General features: G+C 65.1%; 16 protein-coding genes. 12 read left to right on the top strand and 4 right to left on the bottom strand.

The features are described 5' to 3' along the window. Positions 1-124: 124 nt before the first annotated feature. From AB7535_RS18785 to AB7535_RS18765, 5 genes are all read left to right on the top strand, one after another. Positions 125-787, top strand: a complete 663-nt coding sequence (locus AB7535_RS18785) for a glutathione S-transferase family protein (protein WP_439036744.1) — start codon at positions 125-127, stop codon at positions 785-787. 89 nt (positions 788-876) lie between these two features. Then, complete coding sequence (locus AB7535_RS18780) at positions 877-1,245, top strand: YidB family protein (RefSeq protein WP_354078211.1); 369 nt, start codon at positions 877-879, stop codon at positions 1,243-1,245. Positions 1,246-1,450: 205 nt separating this feature from the next. Further along, positions 1,451-1,642 (top strand): hypothetical protein, encoded by a 192-nt coding sequence (locus AB7535_RS18775; RefSeq protein ID WP_014494643.1) that lies wholly within the window; start codon positions 1,451-1,453, stop codon positions 1,640-1,642. 156 nt (positions 1,643-1,798) lie between these two features. Next, the gene (locus AB7535_RS18770; RefSeq protein WP_354078213.1) at positions 1,799-2,791 is read left to right on the top strand and encodes a hypothetical protein; all 993 of its coding nucleotides are present in this window, start codon (positions 1,799-1,801) and stop codon (positions 2,789-2,791) included. A 43-nt stretch (positions 2,792-2,834) separates the two neighbouring features. Next, positions 2,835-3,275 carry a DUF1489 family protein gene (locus AB7535_RS18765; protein ID WP_028150535.1) on the top strand — a complete coding sequence of 147 codons (441 nt, stop codon included), beginning with the start codon at positions 2,835-2,837 and terminating at the stop codon, positions 3,273-3,275. 9 nt (positions 3,276-3,284) lie between these two features. Here the strand turns inward: AB7535_RS18765 and AB7535_RS18760 are convergent, their stop codons facing one another. Both AB7535_RS18760 and panC read right to left on the bottom strand, forming a co-directional pair. Beyond that, positions 3,285-4,034, bottom strand: coding sequence for a hypothetical protein (locus AB7535_RS18760; RefSeq protein ID WP_081369242.1), 750 nt, complete (start codon positions 4,032-4,034; stop codon positions 3,285-3,287). Between the two features lie 76 nt (positions 4,035-4,110). After that, entirely contained in the window at positions 4,111-4,962 is an 852-nt protein-coding gene (panC, locus tag AB7535_RS18755; RefSeq protein ID WP_354078216.1) for a pantoate--beta-alanine ligase, read from the bottom strand. 280 nt (positions 4,963-5,242) lie between these two features. Between panC and AB7535_RS18750 the strand changes: the two genes are divergently transcribed. The 4 genes from AB7535_RS18750 (at position 5,243) to AB7535_RS18735 (ending at position 9,043) form a co-directional block, all read left to right on the top strand. Next, positions 5,243-6,166, top strand: a complete 924-nt coding sequence (locus AB7535_RS18750; protein WP_439036743.1) for a division plane positioning ATPase MipZ — start codon at positions 5,243-5,245, stop codon at positions 6,164-6,166. A 342-nt stretch (positions 6,167-6,508) separates the two neighbouring features. Then, positions 6,509-7,369 (top strand): alpha/beta fold hydrolase, encoded by an 861-nt coding sequence (locus AB7535_RS18745; protein WP_063982761.1) that lies wholly within the window; start codon positions 6,509-6,511, stop codon positions 7,367-7,369. Between the two features lie 145 nt (positions 7,370-7,514). Further along, complete coding sequence (locus AB7535_RS18740; protein WP_439036742.1) at positions 7,515-8,258, top strand: VWA domain-containing protein; 744 nt, start codon at positions 7,515-7,517, stop codon at positions 8,256-8,258. Between the two features lie 59 nt (positions 8,259-8,317). Beyond that, a complete protein-coding gene (locus AB7535_RS18735) occupies positions 8,318-9,043 on the top strand; it encodes a DnaJ domain-containing protein (protein WP_063982763.1) in 726 nt (241 codons plus the stop codon). A 217-nt stretch (positions 9,044-9,260) separates the two neighbouring features. On the opposite strand, the gene AB7535_RS18730 is transcribed toward AB7535_RS18735, so the two are convergent. Next, complete coding sequence (locus tag AB7535_RS18730) at positions 9,261-11,111, bottom strand: D-alanyl-D-alanine carboxypeptidase (protein ID WP_354078221.1); 1,851 nt, start codon at positions 11,109-11,111, stop codon at positions 9,261-9,263. A 390-nt stretch (positions 11,112-11,501) separates the two neighbouring features. Between AB7535_RS18730 and AB7535_RS18725 the strand changes: the two genes are divergently transcribed. Continuing rightward, complete coding sequence (locus tag AB7535_RS18725; protein ID WP_014494653.1) at positions 11,502-11,840, top strand: phasin family protein; 339 nt, start codon at positions 11,502-11,504, stop codon at positions 11,838-11,840. A 116-nt stretch (positions 11,841-11,956) separates the two neighbouring features. Here AB7535_RS18725 and AB7535_RS18720 read toward each other — a convergent pair whose 3' ends face one another. Beyond that, complete coding sequence (locus tag AB7535_RS18720) at positions 11,957-12,229, bottom strand: hypothetical protein (protein WP_354078261.1); 273 nt, start codon at positions 12,227-12,229, stop codon at positions 11,957-11,959. A gap of 450 nt (positions 12,230-12,679) precedes the next feature. Between AB7535_RS18720 and clpS the strand changes: the two genes are divergently transcribed. Both clpS and clpA read left to right on the top strand, forming a co-directional pair. After that, positions 12,680-13,012 (top strand): ATP-dependent Clp protease adapter ClpS, encoded by a 333-nt coding sequence (clpS, locus tag AB7535_RS18715; protein WP_014494655.1) that lies wholly within the window; start codon positions 12,680-12,682, stop codon positions 13,010-13,012. Between the two features lie 293 nt (positions 13,013-13,305). Beyond that, positions 13,306-15,720 (top strand): ATP-dependent Clp protease ATP-binding subunit ClpA, encoded by a 2,415-nt coding sequence (gene clpA, locus AB7535_RS18710; RefSeq protein WP_014494656.1) that lies wholly within the window; start codon positions 13,306-13,308, stop codon positions 15,718-15,720. Position 15,721 lies beyond the last annotated feature (1 nt).

Below are 15,721 nucleotides of genomic sequence, written 5' to 3'. Positions count from 1 at the left end.
GTCTCACTCCTCGCGAAGATCGCAACGATTGCCACGCGCGGCCGGGTGCGGCAACGATTGATTGGCGGCAGGCGATGGCGCTAAAAGCAGCCGCATCCAAAGGACCTAGGGAAGGACCAGCGACATGGCAGCGCTCAAGCTCGCGATCGGAAACAAGAACTACTCGTCATGGTCGATGCGGCCATGGCTTGCACTGCGCGCCAATGACATCCCGTTCGTCGAGACCGTCATTCCGCTCTACACGGATAATCCTGCGGACAAGGATCGGATCCTGTCCTTCAGCCGCGCCGGCAAGGTGCCGGTGCTGGTCGACGGCGACATCACGGTGTGGGATTCGCTCAGCATCATCGAGTACCTCGCCGAGCGCTATCCGGACGTGAAGCTGTGGCCCGACGATGTCGCCGCCCGCGCGCACGCCCGTTCGGTGTGCGCCGAGATGCATTCCGGCTTCATGGCCTTGCGCAACGAATGCGGCATGAACCTGCACCGCCCCGTGGGCGCCGTGACGCTGTCGGCGGACGCCAGGGCCAACGTCGCGCGCGTGCAGGAGATCTGGCGGGAGTGCCGGGCGCGCTACGGCGCCAAGGGACCGTTCCTGTTCGGCCGCTTCGGTGCGGCGGATGCGATGTACGCCCCGGTCGTGCACCGTTTCCGCACCTACGCGATCGAGGTCACGCCGGAGACCAGGGCCTACATGGACACGATGATGACGTTGCCGGCGTTCCAGGAATGGACCCGCGACGGAATCGCCGAAACGCTCGTCATCGAGAAATTCGAGAACGTCTGACCCGCGAATGTGATCGGGCGCCGCTTGACGATGTGCAGGCTGGCGGCGCTCAATCGCGGTGGAAGGACCGTTTGGGAGAGGGCAGGGGCATGGGAATTCTGGACTCGCTGGAAAACAACCCCGCGCTTCGTAGCGCGCTCGGCCAGCTTGGCGCCGCGGTCCTGCCGGCGGTGTTGAACGAGGTGCTCGGCAGCAACAATCAGGGCGGCCTCAGCGCAATCGTCGCGAAGCTCCAGCAGTCCGGCTTCGGTGACCAGGTTAAATCCTGGCTCGGTAATGGCCAGAACCTGCCGATCTCGGCCGACCAGCTCCGCGCGGTGCTCGGCAGCGACACGGTTCGGCAGCTTGCGGCGCGCTACAACATCCCGGTCGATCAGCTCGGCCAGATTCTGGCCCAGGAAGTGCCCAAGGCCGTGGACCAGGCAAGCCCGGAGGGGCATCTGCCCCACACCGTCTGAGGGAGCCGGTTCCAGCGGTATCCTCCACCCACCGGTTCCCGCACTATCGTCCTGAAAATACTGCCGGATCGGCCTATTTGCCATGCCTGTATACCGCTGGCCAAAACGCCGCATTGCGTGCTATATGTCACGCCGGGTTTTCAGCCGGTCCGACGCAGTGGGACCCTGGGCACGGCCGGCGCTGTTTGAGTCATGGAGATGGGCGTTGAAGCATAAATTCCCCGTGGGAACGCGCGTACTGTTCACTGCCAGCAACGTCGCGCGCCCGGCTGCGAGTGGCTCATACGAGATCATCCGCCTGCTGCCGACGGATGGCGACGACTGCCAGTACCGCATCAAGAGTTCGACTGAAGCGTTCGAGCGCGTCGCCAAGGAAAGCCAGCTCGCCCAATCCTGACGGATGACGGTGCCGCGCGTTGACATCGCGAAGGAATTCGCTTCGCTCGCCGTCAAAAGGCCCCCTTCGCCTCGACATGGTGAACCGGGGGCAGTTGCCGACTCGCGGGGGCTCGCTTTGACCATTCGCTCTTTGCTCGCGTGAGGGACGTCGCGCATGAACTGGGCATGGGCCACTTCGTTCGACCAAATCTCGCGCCCGCAGGCCTTTCCGATGTGGATGATCCTGGTAGCCGCCGGCTTCCTCGGCCTGATTCTCCTGATTACGCTGGTGCGCGCCGAAAGGTCGGTTGCCAACGGCGCGCTGACCGTCATCACGCTGCTTTCCATTGCCATCGCCGTGGCTGCCACCGTGCGCGTCTATGGTCCGGCGGAGGCGGCGCCGCCCGGCGAGGCGCGCGCGCAGAGCGCGGTCGTCGCCAGCCTGCCGGCGCTGTCCTGTCTCGACGATCTCGCCGGCAATGCCGTGGCGATTGGTTGCGAGAAGGCGCTGTTCGGCTCGCCTGACGCGGCGGCTGCGGCCGTCTCCTACACCGCCGCACGGATCGACCGGCTCACCGCGCTCGGCGATGCCGCGACCGCCGAGAAGAGCCTGACGCTGGACATGAAGGTGCTGCGCAAGGCGCTGGAGCGCGATCGCTACGGCCTCGTCGCGCAGGTGCTGGTTGCGCGCGACGGCTGCACGCAGTTCGACTGCCCCGCCTTCCGCTCGCTGACCGATCAGCAGCGGGTCGCCGCCAACATGGATTCCCATCTCTACGACACGCTGGTCGCACGCTATGCGCCGGGCTGGAACGCGCCCGCAACGGCCCCGGCGATGCCGGCCACCGCGGCGCTTGCCGGGATGCCGCCATCGATGCCGACGGGCAGGCCGACCAATGCGGAGTTCCCGAGCGCGTCTTCGACGCCGCCGGTGAGCATCATGAATCCGGAGCCGCCCACGGCGGCGGTGCGACAGGCGGCGCCTGCCGGAGGCGCAGCCTCGGCGCCGCGCGCGTCCGCTCCGACCTCGGCGCAGGCTGCTGCTCCTGCGGCGCCGGCTGCGAAGAAGCCGCCGGCGCCGAAGGCCGCGCGTGCGCCGGCCGCAGCACCGGTTCCGCTCGCCCCGCCGGCCCCAGCCCCGGCTCCTGCGGCTGCGGATAACGAATAGTTCGGCATTCCAAATACGTGGCTGCCCGGCTAATGCTGGGGCCATGCCGCTACATTTGATCAAGCTCGCCGTCGGCTGCGACTCCGTCAAGGAATTGAAGGGGTGGGTCGCCGAACGGATGCAGACCGCCAAGAAGAAGGGTCTGCCGCAACATCACATCCACATCACCCGCATGGTGCCCAAGCGCGACGCCGAGATCCTGGCGGGCGGATCGCTCTACTGGGTGATCAAGGGCGAGATCGCCGCGCGTGAAAAGATCATCGGCATCGAGCCGTTCCGCGACAAGGACGGCATCGGCCGTTGCCGGATCGTGATGCAGCCGAAGGTGATCACGGTATCGCCGCGGCCGATGCGGCCGTTCCAGGGCTGGCGCTACCTCAGCGACGATTCCGTGCCGCCCGATCTCGGCAAGTCGGCCGCCGGCTCGATCGCGGCGATGCCGGAGCCGATGCGGCGCGAACTGCGCGATCTCGGACTGCTCTGACGCGGCCGCTCATGGCGACGTGACGATGTGCAGCCGCGCCCAGTCGGAGGGCGGCATCACGACTGGACGTCCGCCTTCGCCGATGGCGTCGATGATGTCGACCAGTTCGGGCTCGACGCCCATCTCGAGCAGGTACTTGCGATACTGCTCGCCAAAGATCGTCGTCAGGCTCTCGCGTTGTTCGGGCGCAACGTTGGGTGCGCGGCGATTGCGGATGGAACGGCCGGTCAGCACCACCGTCGCACCTTGCGGGAGGCTGCGATGCACCCCGCCGGCGAGCATGAGGACGCACGCGAAATCGCACGCCGGATCCGGCAAGGATACCTTGGCGTCGAGCGGTCCGCCCGGGCGCTTCAGCGCAAAACAATCCGCCTCCGGCCTGCCGGCGCAGGCCCCGACCTCGGTCGCGCCGGCGGTGGCATCCAGGCGGCGGTCGCGCAGGATGCGGCCCATGCTGACCGCAACATTGAGGTTGGAGCCGCCCCAGCTATGGATGACGAGCGGTAGCTTGTGTCCCGCCTGGCGATCGAGAATCGCGATCAGCCGCTTGTAGCTGTCCCATTGCACCGTGCCCTCGGCGGCGATCCAGTCGGAGCAGCCCGGTCCGCAGGCCCCGGCGGGGCCATGGGCGACGTAGAAGATCATCGCATCCGGCGGCGACCCGTACAGGCCGATCGGCGGGCGCTGTTGTGCCTGGGCGGCAGTCGCGGCGACAAGCGCCAGCACGCCGTTCACGATCATCGTGCGGATGAATGACATGCCCCTGCCAGCCGGCTCGTTTCCTCGCCCCGATCATCCATCCGGGCGATGGAACGCGCAAGATCGAGCTCGGCGGTTACACCGCGATATTGTCGATCAGCCGGGTCGTGCCGAGCTTGGCCGCCACCAGGATCCGCAACGGGCCGTCCTTGCGCGAGGTGACCGGCGCGAGCGTCTCGGCATGGCGCGCCTCGAAATAGTCGAGCGCAAAGCCGGCCGCCGTGATCATCCCGGCGCCGCGCGCCATCGCGGATGCGATCGCTTCGCCGGCGCGGATGCGCCCGGCGCTGTCATTCATGGCGCGGTGAAGCGTGGTCGCGGTCTGCCGCTCCTCCGGCGAAAGATAGACGTTGCGCGAAGACATCGCGAGCCCGTCGCGCTCGCGGACCGTGCGGGAGCCGGTCACCTTGACGCCGAGGTCGAGGTCGCGCGCCATCTGCGTCACCACCCGCAACTGCTGAAAGTCCTTCTCGCCGAAGATCGCGACGTCCGGCCGGCACTGCGTGAACAGCTTGCCGACGACGGTGGCGACGCCGCCGAAGAAGTGCGGCCTGAAGCGGTCCTCGAGGCCGGCCAGCGCCGGCCCCTCCGGCACGATGCGGGTCGCAAAGCCTTCCGGATACATCGCCTCGGCGCCGGGGTGCCAGACGACGTCGACGTCCTCGGCGGCGAGCTTGGCGAGATCAGACTTCCAGGTGCGCGGATAGGCACCAAAGTCCTCGGTCGGGGCGAACTGGGTCGGGTTGACGAAGATCGACACCACGACGCGACTCGCGCGCCGCCTGGCGAGGCGCACCAGCGACACATGCCCGTCATGGAGGGCCCCCATGGTCGGGACCAGCGCGATCGTGGCCTTTCGCTTGCGAAGATTGTCGACGGCGCGTCGCAAGGCGGGGACCGTGCGGGCGATCAAGGGGCTTCGTGACATCAGGACTCGACAGGGTTGGGGATGGGAAGCGGGCGCGTCCCGGCGCCCGGCCGACTAACCTTAACAAGCGCCGATCGTGGACGCCATGCATTCGGATGCGGCACAGCATCCCGCGCGAGGCCGCGCACGATGTCGCGACATGGCTGAATCGCAAGCGAGAGATGGTGCCGTGATTCATTTCGAACACGGCGCGCTGCGATTTGCATTTACTGTCACGCATTTCACTTGACCGCAGCCGCGGCCAACTCGAAGATATTCATCAGGGGTGTTGAGGATCGCTATGCTTGTGCAGGCTAGCCAAGGCCAATCCGGCTCGGCGCATGTCGTCGTGCTCGGTAACGAAAAAGGCGGCTCCGGCAAGTCGACCACCGCCCTGCACATCGCGGTCGCGCTGCTGAAGGCCGGCCAGCGCGTCGCCACTATCGACCTCGACTGCCGTCAGCAGAGCTTTACCCGCTACATCGGCAACCGTTCCGCCTGGGCGCGCCGCACCGGCCTCGGCCTCGAGCTGCCGGTGCACCGCTGCATCAAGCTCGGCGAGACCATGCAGATCGCCGAGAACGAGAATTCCGAGTTCCAGCAGTTCATGGAGGCGGTCTCGGCGGTCGAGAGCAATTTCGACTTCATCGTCATCGATACGCCGGGCACCGACAGCTATCTGATGCGCTTGGCGCACTCGATGGCCGACACGCTGGTCACGCCGATCAACGACAGCTTCCTCGATTTCGACGTGCTCGGCACCGTCGATCCCGCCAACTACGCAGTGACTGGCGAGAGCCACTATGCCGAGATGGTGCGGGATGTCAGGCGCAAGCGGCGCCAGCTCGACGGCTCCAGCACCGATTGGATCGTCGTGCGCAACCGCCTGTCGATGCTCGGCTCCCGCAACAAGCAGCTCGTCGCCGAGGGCCTCAAGGATTTGTCGCTGCGGCTCGGCTTCCGCTACGTCGACGGCTTTGCCGAGCGCGTCGTCTATCGCGAATTTTTTCCGCGCGGCCTGACCGCGCTCGACGAGATCGACGAGGCCACGCTCGGCATGCGGCCCAACCTTGGCAATCTCACCGCGCGGGAAGAGGTGACGGGCCTGCTCCGCCAGCTCAAGCTGCCGCTCGACGAACGTGGCCGCCGCCGTGCGGCAAATCGCGCCGAGTGGTTCAGCCAGGTCGACAAGCCGCTCGAGGTCCACGACATCCTCGGCGCCTGAGGTGGCGGTATATCGCTACTTCCAGCCGATTGAAGCTGCCGGTTCCCGCTGGAACTGAGTGCGGACTTCGCCGTTTCACCCTGTGTTTACCGTGAAATTGAAGCCAATCGAGACCGGTTGCGTCGGATGGTAGCCTGCACCTGACGTAGCCGCCTGAGAACGGGATGCCCAAGAAACGCGTGCGCCGCACAATGAAAGGGCTGAAGGTTCACAATATTTAAGCTTCCTGTCACGCGGCTGTGACATATATTAGGGAATAGGCGACCAGGGGCCGAAGAGCCCCGGAAGAACACGATTTTCAACAGGGATTCAGGCCGCAAGAGCCTGAGGCTGAGGACGAAAATGAAGCGTGGAATTGCCGTTCTGGTTTCGGTTAGTGCCCTCTTTGGCGTCGCCTATGTCACGGCGAGCAAGTGGGCGATCAGGCACGAGACCGTGACCTTCTACGACGCCTCGCGCGACAATCGTCCCGTGCCTGTCGATATCGCGGTTCGCCGCGACAAGGAAATGCAGGCCAATGCCGGCATGATCACGCTGCCGGTTGCCGTGATCAATCACGGCAACACCGTCAAGAATACCGAGTACGGCTTCCTCGCCAACATCTTCGCGGCGCGCGGCTATATGGTCGTAAGCCCGCAGCATGATTTGCCGACCGATCCTCCCATGGTGACCAAGCCCGGTGAGCTCTATGTCGGCCGGTTGCCGCAGATCCTTCGCGGCGTTGCCAACATCCATCTCGCCATGCAGGAGATGAAGAAGGTTCAGCCCAACGCCGATTACGACAGGGTGACGATGGTCGGCCACTCCATGGGCGGCGACATCACGATGTATTTCGCCAAGCAGTATCCGGATGAGGTCAAGAAGGTCGTCACGCTCGACAATCTGCGCGTGCCCTTCGTCACTGCCGGCAAGTTCAAGATCCTGTCGTTCCGTTCGCAGGATCCGCAGTTCAAGACCGACGCGGGTGTCATCCCGACCGATGAGGAATGCGAGAAGGCCGGCATCCAGGTCGTGAAGACCGAATTCCAGCACAACGACATGCGCGACACCGGTCCGGATGCGGCGAAGAACTCGATCCAGAGCATGCTCGACAAGTTCCTGAGCGACGGCGACAGCGCCGTGGCGCCCGTCGATACGCGCTCGGCCCCGCCCAATATCCTGGAGCCCGGTCCGGTCGCTCTGATGGCGCCTGCCAAGAGCTGACACCGACACAGGTTGACACCGACACCGCTCCGATCGTCTGCACGACCTGCAAAGCCTCCGCCGGCATCCGCCCGCGGAGGCTTTGCACATTGACCGGGCCGCAGGCGCTAGCCACATTAGCCGCTCACGCAAGAAGCGAGCAGGGATGTCCGGCGAACCCGTCAAACCGCGTGGCCGTGATGCCGTCTCGAGCCAAACCGGCGGCACGCTGCCTCAAGCCAGCACCGCGGAGGACATCGCCGCGTTCGTCGCCAAGGCGCGTGCGCTGTCGCCGCATGCCCCCGGCGCGAAGGGGCGGCTGATTTTCGCGCTGGATGCGACGATGAGCCGGCAGCCGACCTGGGACATGGCCTGCGCGCTCCAGGCGGACATGTTCCGCGAGGCCGCAGCGATCGGCAGCCTCGACATCCGGCTCGTCTATTATCGCGGCTTGAACGAGTGTCGCGCCACGGGCTGGATCTCCGACAGCGCGAAGCTCGCGATGCTGATGAGCAAGATCGACTGTCGCGGCGGCGACACCCAGATCGGCAAGGTGCTGAGCGACGTGCGGCGCGAGGCGGTCGCCTCGGGCGTGCGTGCCGTCGTCTTCGTCGGCGATGCCATGGAGGAGAAGGTCGACGAGCTCTGCGCCAAGGCCGGCGAGCTCGGCATGCTCAAGGTCCCCGTGTTCGTGTTTCAGGAAGGCGCCGACGCCGTGGCCGAGCAGGCCTTTCGCGAGATCGCGCGGCTGACCGGCGGGGCATGGTGCCGGTTCGATCCCGGCGCGGCGGCGCAGCTTCGCGAGCTGCTGCGCGCGGCCGCGGCTTATGCCGCCGGCGGCCGCGAGGCGCTGTTGAGACTCGCCAAGAGTGCGAGCGGTGCGGCCAAGCTGATCGGGCAGATGAAGTAGCGGCCCGCGTCGGAGACGGACGCCATGCATTTTGCCGTGAGGGCGACTATATTCCGGCCATGACCCTGATCGCCGGCGCCATCGCCGTTATCACGCTTTATCTGCTGCTCCAGATGTTCCGCTCCGCCAATCCGGCGGTGCTGGCGCGCACCATCAAGTTCGGTGGCGGCGTGGTGGCGCTCGCGGTCGCAGCGTTCACTGGCCTGCGGGGCGAGCTGGCGGTGGCGATCCCGCTCGGGATTTTCGGCGCCGGGCTTCTGGGCTGGACGCCGCTGGCCAATGCCGGCTTCGGCAATATCGGCGGGCTGTTCGGCGGTGGCGCAACGCGCCCGGCCGGACAGGCCTCGCGCGTACGCTCGCAATTCCTGGACATGCGGCTCGACCACGATTCGGGTCAGCTCGCCGGCCAGATCGTCGCCGGTCCTCACGCCGGGCGCGATCTCCAGGAGTTCGATCTCGCTGGCCTGCTGGCGATGGCTCCGGCGTTCGACGCCGAGAGCGTGGCCCTACTTGAAAGCTATCTGGACCGCCGGTTTCCCGCTTGGCGTCAGAACGCGCAGGGCGATGCGGCAGGGCGGCAGCGCCGCACGGCGCCGAGCGGCAAAATGACGGCGGAGGAAGCCTATCAGATCCTTGGCCTGCAGCCGGGCGCGGGGCGCGACGACATCAGCCGGGCGCACAAGTCCCTGATGAAGAAACTCCATCCCGACCAGGGGGGCTCGACGTATCTCGCTGCCCGTGTGAACGAGGCCAAGGATACTCTGCTTCGCACGCATAACGGCTAACTCCGGCACTACGCTACAAACGCCCGTACCGCGTAAGCTCCGCTTGCTCTGTCTGCCGTCGCCCCGATGCCCGCCTTTGTCGGCGTGGTCGATCCCTTGAGTAAAGTTTTAACCGTAAATCCTTGACGAGAGGTTGTCGCGGAACTGGCATCGCCGCATCCCCCAAACAAAAATGCCGCGCAAGGCGCGGGCATTTTGATTGGAGCGGTACGACAGATCAGTTGCGGACGGTGATGCAGGAGATGTCGGCGCGCTTCAGGGCGCGGCAGACGGCTTCGGCCTGGTCCCGCTCGAGCCCGGCGAAACGGGCCCGGTAAAGCTTGCGATTGTCCTTGGCGAGGACCGGCTCGGTGAACGGGTCGGCCTTGCTGAGCAGGCCGCGGGCCGAGCTGCGGGCGGCGTCGATGCGCTGCTGAGCTTCGTTCTCGCTCTCGAGTGCGCCGACCTGGACGATCCAGCCGCTATGGGTGACGACCGGCTTGGTGGTGGCGCTCATCTGGATCGGCTGCGGCACAGGATCGGCCGAAGCGAGCTTCGCAGCAGCCGGAGCGGGCGCGGCGGCCGTTGCGGCCGGCAGCACGCCGAGGATGCCGTTGCCGGTGCCGAAGCCCGCCGGCTGACGGGGCATCTCGGTGCGGGCGAGCTCGGCCTTCGGCGCTTCCGGCTGGCTCGCCATCTCGGGCTTGTTGATGAGATCGGCGCGGGCGACGACGGCGCCGGAGGTCTCCGCGACGTCGGAGCGGGCCGCAATCGTGCTCGTGACCTGCGGTGCGACCTGAGCCGGGGCGGCGGAGGCAACCTTCACGGTGCCGGCCTTGACCTGAACCGTCTTCACCCGGACCGGCTTCATCGGCTCGGACGAGCCGGGGATGATGGAGAGCGGCTGGCTTGAGATCACGCCATTGGTGAGCGGCGCGGGCTCGATCCTGGATTCAGTTGGCCGAACCTCAGGCTTGCTGGTGTCAGGCCTGGCTTGAGCCGGCGGCATCGCGGCGGTCGCGGCCGCAAGCGCCGACAGGCGCGAGGCGAGACGCTGCGGGGCCGTCTCGGGGGCAGGGGCGGCCGCAGCCTGCTGGACCTGCGGAGCGGGGCGGGCCGGGGTCTCCGATGCATCGGCTACGTCGGTATTGGCATCTGCGCCGTTGCGCTCGGTGACAGCGACGACGGTGTGGGTGGTGGCGCCCTTCTCGAGGTTCTCCGCGAGCAGGTTGCGCATGGTGGCGTCGCGCGAGCCGCCGCTGCGGCCGCCGAGCACCACGCCGATCAGGTGGCGGTTGCCGCGACGCATCGAGGTCACGAGGTTGAAGCCGGAGGCGCGGGTGTAGCCGGTCTTGATGCCGTCCACGCCCTCGACGCTGCCGAGCAGGTGGTTGTGGTTGCGGATCGACTGTCCGCGCCAATTGAACGTCGAGGTCGCGAAATAGCGATAGTAGCGCGGGAAGCGCTCCTGGATGGCGCGGCCGAGCGTGGCCTGGTCGCGCGCGGTCGTGACCTGCTCGTCGTTGGGAAGGCCGTTGGCGTTGCGGTAGACCGTCTTGGACATGCCGAGCGAGCGCGCCTTGCGCGTCATCATCTGGGCGAAGTCGTCCTCGTCGCCGCCGATCGCTTCCGCGATCACGACGGCCGCATCGTTGGCGGAGCGGGTGACGAGGCCCTTGATCGCGTCCTCGACGCGGATGGTCTGGCCGGCACGGAGGTTCAGCTTGGTCGGATCCTGATCGGCGGCGTGCTGCGAGACCGGCATCTCGGTGTCGAGCTTCATCCTGCCGGACTCCAGGCGCTCGAACAGCAGATAGAGCGTCATGATCTTGGTGAGCGAGGCGGGGTGGCGGATTCCGTCCGGGCTCGTTGCCTGGAGCACGGAGCCGGAATTGCCGTCGACGATGATCGATGCGAATTTCGGGCTGGAGCTGTCGGACACATCGCGCTGCACCCGGTGGTGCGCGTAATTGCGCCGGTGACGCCGTGCCTCGGCAGCATCGGTGAAGATGACTACGGCGGTGACCGTAAGAAGCCCGAAAACGCCAACCCGCGCCAAGCGCGAGGAAGACAAGTTTTTACGAAGCATGAAACCCCGTCCCCGTTTCTGACTTGATCACCGGCCCGTGAGGCGAAATTGTGCCCACTCGACCCGGGATCATTACCTGCTCAGGCTGTCTCTCCGCTGGTGTTCGCTGCGGGGAAACGTTGGGCCTGAGCCGCTGTTCTGGCTAAGGTGATGTTCTCGAACGGCTTTTGACCGTTCGCGGAAGCTGAACACGTCCAGGGAATCAGGGTAGGGGTCCGCGGTTTCCAAAAGCTTAAGGAACCATTGCGGGAAACCCCGGGAATCTCATCGATTTGCATCTAATTTTGTGCGACGCACAAGATTCTTGACTTTTTTGTGCGTTGCACTATTTTTGGGCGGAGTCAGGGAGCCGGGGCTTCCGGACCAAAGCCAGGGAAAAAGGATTCCGAAATGTTCAAGGTTGAAGACTTTCAGAGCTACGGGAAAGAGCAGTTCGAGCAGTGCGTTGCTTCCGCGACCTCGATGCAGCATGGCCTCCAGGCGATCGCCAGCGCGTATGGCGACTACACCAAGAAGTCGTTTGAAGACACCAAGTCCTTCGTCGAGAAGCTTTCCGGCGTGAAGTCGCTGGACAAGGCCGTGGAAGCGCAGACCGACTTCGCCCGTTCCAGCTACGAGACCTTCGTTGCGGAATCGCAGAAGATCGCCGGCCTTTACAGCGACCTCGCCAAGCAGGCGTTCAAGCCGGTCGAGACCATCGTTTCGAAGTTCACCCCGGCTGCCAACTAACGTCCTCTGGAACTCCTGGAATCGAAAGGCCCGGCTGGTTCAGCCGGGCTTTTTTTTGTCGCGACAGAGATCCGGTTCAGCGCGCCACGCGCAGCTTCGACAGCGACGTGCCGAGGTCAACCCCACACGGTCTGACTCGCCGACATCACCGGACAGAACGCGTCGATGCCGCTCGCCTTGGCGTCGTCGCGCTGCTTCTTCCGCCGCGTGTCGATCTGCGAGGCATTGCTGTACCACCAGCGATTCTGCGCATCGAGACCGCCGGCGAGGAGCACGAGGCCACCGAGCTGATCGACCAGGTTCTTCGCGGCCGTCTGCATCGCCGACATCTTGCCGTCCTGGGCCATCGAGCCGGCGTTGTCGAGCAGCATGGCGACGCGCATGCGCACCAGGGGCCACGCGATTGAACGGCAGCTCGATTGGACCGTAGAAAACCGGAGGTTTCCCGCGAAATCGCCGCTGCCGCTTAACGGCCGGATTCCTGGTGAAGATGTTCTAAACGGTGCCGGCCGAAACTTTTGTCAAATCGGTCCGGATTGACTAACCTTGGTCTGGATCGCCGGACCGGGAATCGGGACTGCCTCGACCATATTGGCCAGACCGTTGCACGCTTGCGGCGAGCCGGGGGCGGGCCCATATTCCCTACAATCGAGCCGGGCTTGACCGGACCGGTTGGAAGCGGTGATCCAACAAGGCGGCGCGCCCGTGCAAAGCTCCGAAGGGCGGGGCCGCGCGGCTGACCGTCACTCGCTTCCGTGGGGAATTTGAACGCCTGAGCCATGCCGCACCTGACTTTCAGACTAGACCTGTCCGCGCAAGCCGCTGCCCACGCTCCTCGTATGAGCAATGACGAGAACCGTTCGGGCGGACCGACGGGGCCGAATACGTCTGTCATCACCAAGGTCAAGCCGAAGACCAAACGGCCGAACCTGTATCGTGTGCTGATCCTGAACGACGACTACACGCCGATGGAATTCGTCGTCCATGTGCTGGAGAAGTTCTTCCAGAAGGACATCGAGGCCGCGACCAAGATCATGCTGCATGTCCATCATCACGGCATCGGCGAGTGCGGCGTATTCACCTACGAGATCGCCGAGACCAAGGTGACGCAGGTGATGGACTTCGCCCGCAAGCACCAGCATCCGCTGCAATGCGTGATGGAAAAGAAATAACTGCGCGTTCACATCCAGAGTTATTTAGATCGGTTCTGGTTGCGCGGTATGTGACGGCAGCACATCCTGCTGCGTGATCCCGCGAAAATCAGCGGCGTCAATCCTGCCCAAATGGGTAGTTCTGCCCCCAAATCGGAACGGGTTTTGCATCGAGCATGCCGTGGGCGCGTAATGCCCATTTGAGTCGCGGAACCGGTCTTTCGCCGCGGTCTTGTATAACTATATGTGACAAAGGTTGTTGTTGCCTGACCGGGCGATGGCGATCATGATGGTGGGGGCCATAGAGGACGCGAATGCCGACTTTTTCCCAAAGCCTTGAACAATCCCTGCATCGTGCGCTGGCGATCGCAAACGAGCGTCATCACCAATACGCGACGCTCGAGCATCTCTTGCTCTCCCTGATCGACGACTCCGATGCAGCCGCCGTCATGCGCGCCTGTAGCGTCGATCTCGACAAGCTCCGCACGAGCCTCGTCAACTACCTTGAAACCGAATTCGAGAATCTGGTGACGGATGGCGCCGACGACGCCAAGCCGACCGCCGGTTTCCAGCGCGTGATCCAGCGCGCGGTAATCCATGTGCAGTCGTCCGGTCGCGAAGAGGTGACCGGCGCCAACGTGCTGATCGCGATCTTCGCCGAACGCGAAAGCCATGCCGCGTACTTCCTGCAGGAGCAGGACATGACGCGCTATGACGCCGTCAACTACATCAGCCACGGCATCGCCAAGCGGCCGGGCGTCTCCGAGGCACGGCCGGTGCGCGGCGTCGACGAAGAGACCGAGGCAAAGGGTACCGAGGACGCCAAGAAGAAGGGCGAAGCGCTCGAGACCTATTGCGTCAACCTCAACAAGAAGGCGCGCGACGGCAAGATCGATCCGGTGATCGGACGCAATTCCGAGATCAACCGAGCGATCCAGGTGCTGTGCCGCCGGCAGAAGAACAATCCGCTGTTCGTGGGCGAGGCCGGTGTCGGCAAGACCGCGATCGCGGAGGGCCTCGCCAAGCGCATCGTCGACAGCGAGGTGCCGGAGGTTCTTGCGGCTGCGACCGTGTTCTCGCTCGACATGGGCACGCTGCTCGCGGGCACGCGCTATCGTGGCGACTTCGAGGAGCGCCTGAAGCAGGTGCTGAAGGAGCTCGAAGCGCATCCCAACGCCATCCTGTTCATCGACGAGATCCACACCGTGATCGGTGCGGGCGCGACGTCGGGCGGGGCGATGGATGCGTCGAACCTGCTCAAGCCGGCGCTTGCCTCGGGCACGATCCGCTGCATGGGCTCGACCACCTACAAGGAATACCGCCAGCACTTCGAGAAGGACCGCGCGCTGGTGCGGCGCTTCCAGAAGATCGACATCAACGAGCCGACGGTCGAGGACGCGATCGCGATCCTCAAGGGTCTCAAGCCTTACTTCGAGGACTACCATCGGCTGAAGTACACCAATGAGGCGATCGAGGCCGCGGTGCAGCTCTCCTCGCGCTACATCCACGACCGCAAGCTGCCGGACAAGGCGATCGACGTGATCGACGAGTCAGGCGCGGCGCAGATGCTGGTGGCCGAGAACAAGCGCAAGAAGACGATCGGCATCAAGGAGATCGAGACCACGATCGCTTCGATGGCGCGGATCCCGCCGAAGAGCGTGTCGAAGGACGATGCCGAGGTGCTCAAGCATCTCGAGCAGACCCTGAAGCGCACCGTGTTCGGTCAGGACAAGGCGATCGAGTCGCTCGCCGCTTCGATCAAGCTGGCGCGTGCCGGTTTGCGCGAGCCGGAGAAGCCGATCGGCTGCTATTTGTTCTCGGGTCCGACCGGCGTCGGCAAGACCGAGGTGGCAAAGCAGCTGGCGGCGTCGCTCGGCGTCGAGCTGTTGCGCTTCGACATGTCCGAATACATGGAGCGTCACACCGTGTCGCGCCTGATCGGCGCGCCTCCCGGCTATGTCGGCTTCGACCAGGGCGGCCTGCTCACCGACGGCGTCGACCAGCATCCGCATTGCGTGGTTCTGCTCGACGAAATCGAGAAGGCGCATCCCGACCTCTACAACGTGCTGCTCCAGATCATGGATCACGGCCGGCTCACCGACCATAACGGCAAGCAGGTCAACTTCCGCAACGTGATCCTGATCATGACCACGAACGCAGGTGCTTCGGATCTCGCCAAGCAGGCGTTCGGCTTCACCCGCTCGAAGCGGGAAGGCGACGACCACGAGGCGATCAACCGGCAGTTCGCGCCGGAATTCCGCAACCGTCTCGATGCCATCGTCTCGTTCGGCCATCTCAGCGTCGAGGTGATCGGTACGGTCGTGGAGAAGTTCGTGCTTCAGCTCGAAGCGCAGCTCGGCGATCGCGACGTCACCATCGAACTGTCCGAGCCCGCCAAGACCTGGCTGGTCCAGCATGGTTACGACGAGCAGATGGGCGCACGGCCCATGGCCCGCGTCATCCAGGAGCACATCAAGAAGCCGCTGGCTGACGAGGTGCTGTTCGGCAAGCTCAAGGGTGGCGGCCACGTCCGCGTCGTCCTGGTCAAGGACGAGGCCGACGAGACCAAGGACAAGATCGGGTTCGAGTTCCTCGACGGTCCGATCACGCCGAAGCAGGAGAAGCTGCCCGGCGCCCGCAAGCGTCCGCCGGGCAAGTCCAAGCCGGGCGGTGGCGGCTCCGGCGGCTCGAAGGGGCCGACCTCGAAGGGCCCGCTGGTCAAGGCTTGAT

The sequence above is a fragment of the Bradyrhizobium sp. 956_D2_N1_4 genome (genome assembly GCF_052076025.1).
GTDB lineage: Bacteria > Pseudomonadota > Alphaproteobacteria > Rhizobiales > Xanthobacteraceae > Bradyrhizobium > Bradyrhizobium barranii.
The sequence above is the reverse complement of the archived record's forward strand: the minus strand, read 5'-3'. Positions and strand labels throughout refer to the sequence as shown.

What these genes read in the sequence shown, in the direction of transcription:
- AB7535_RS18785 (WP_439036744.1), top strand. Translation starts at nt 125, where the DNA reads ATGGCAGCGCTCAAGCTCGCGATCGGAAACAAGAACTACTCGTCATGG.
- AB7535_RS18780 (WP_354078211.1), top strand. Translation starts at nt 877, where the DNA reads ATGGGAATTCTGGACTCGCTGGAAAACAACCCCGCGCTTCGTAGCGCG.
- AB7535_RS18770 (WP_354078213.1), top strand. Translation starts at nt 1,799, where the DNA reads ATGAACTGGGCATGGGCCACTTCGTTCGACCAAATCTCGCGCCCGCAG.
- AB7535_RS18765 (WP_028150535.1), top strand. Translation starts at nt 2,835, where the DNA reads ATGCCGCTACATTTGATCAAGCTCGCCGTCGGCTGCGACTCCGTCAAG.
- AB7535_RS18760 (WP_081369242.1), bottom strand. Translation starts at nt 4,034, where the DNA reads ATGTCATTCATCCGCACGATGATCGTGAACGGCGTGCTGGCGCTTGTC.
- panC (WP_354078216.1), bottom strand. Translation starts at nt 4,962, where the DNA reads ATGTCACGAAGCCCCTTGATCGCCCGCACGGTCCCCGCCTTGCGACGC.
- AB7535_RS18750 (WP_439036743.1), top strand. Translation starts at nt 5,243, where the DNA reads ATGCTTGTGCAGGCTAGCCAAGGCCAATCCGGCTCGGCGCATGTCGTC.
- AB7535_RS18745 (WP_063982761.1), top strand. Translation starts at nt 6,509, where the DNA reads ATGAAGCGTGGAATTGCCGTTCTGGTTTCGGTTAGTGCCCTCTTTGGC.
- AB7535_RS18740 (WP_439036742.1), top strand. Translation starts at nt 7,515, where the DNA reads ATGTCCGGCGAACCCGTCAAACCGCGTGGCCGTGATGCCGTCTCGAGC.
- AB7535_RS18735 (WP_063982763.1), top strand. Translation starts at nt 8,318, where the DNA reads ATGACCCTGATCGCCGGCGCCATCGCCGTTATCACGCTTTATCTGCTG.
- AB7535_RS18730 (WP_354078221.1), bottom strand. Translation starts at nt 11,111, where the DNA reads ATGCTTCGTAAAAACTTGTCTTCCTCGCGCTTGGCGCGGGTTGGCGTT.
- AB7535_RS18725 (WP_014494653.1), top strand. Translation starts at nt 11,502, where the DNA reads ATGTTCAAGGTTGAAGACTTTCAGAGCTACGGGAAAGAGCAGTTCGAG.
- clpS (WP_014494655.1), top strand. Translation starts at nt 12,680, where the DNA reads ATGAGCAATGACGAGAACCGTTCGGGCGGACCGACGGGGCCGAATACG.
- clpA (WP_014494656.1), top strand. Translation starts at nt 13,306, where the DNA reads ATGCCGACTTTTTCCCAAAGCCTTGAACAATCCCTGCATCGTGCGCTG.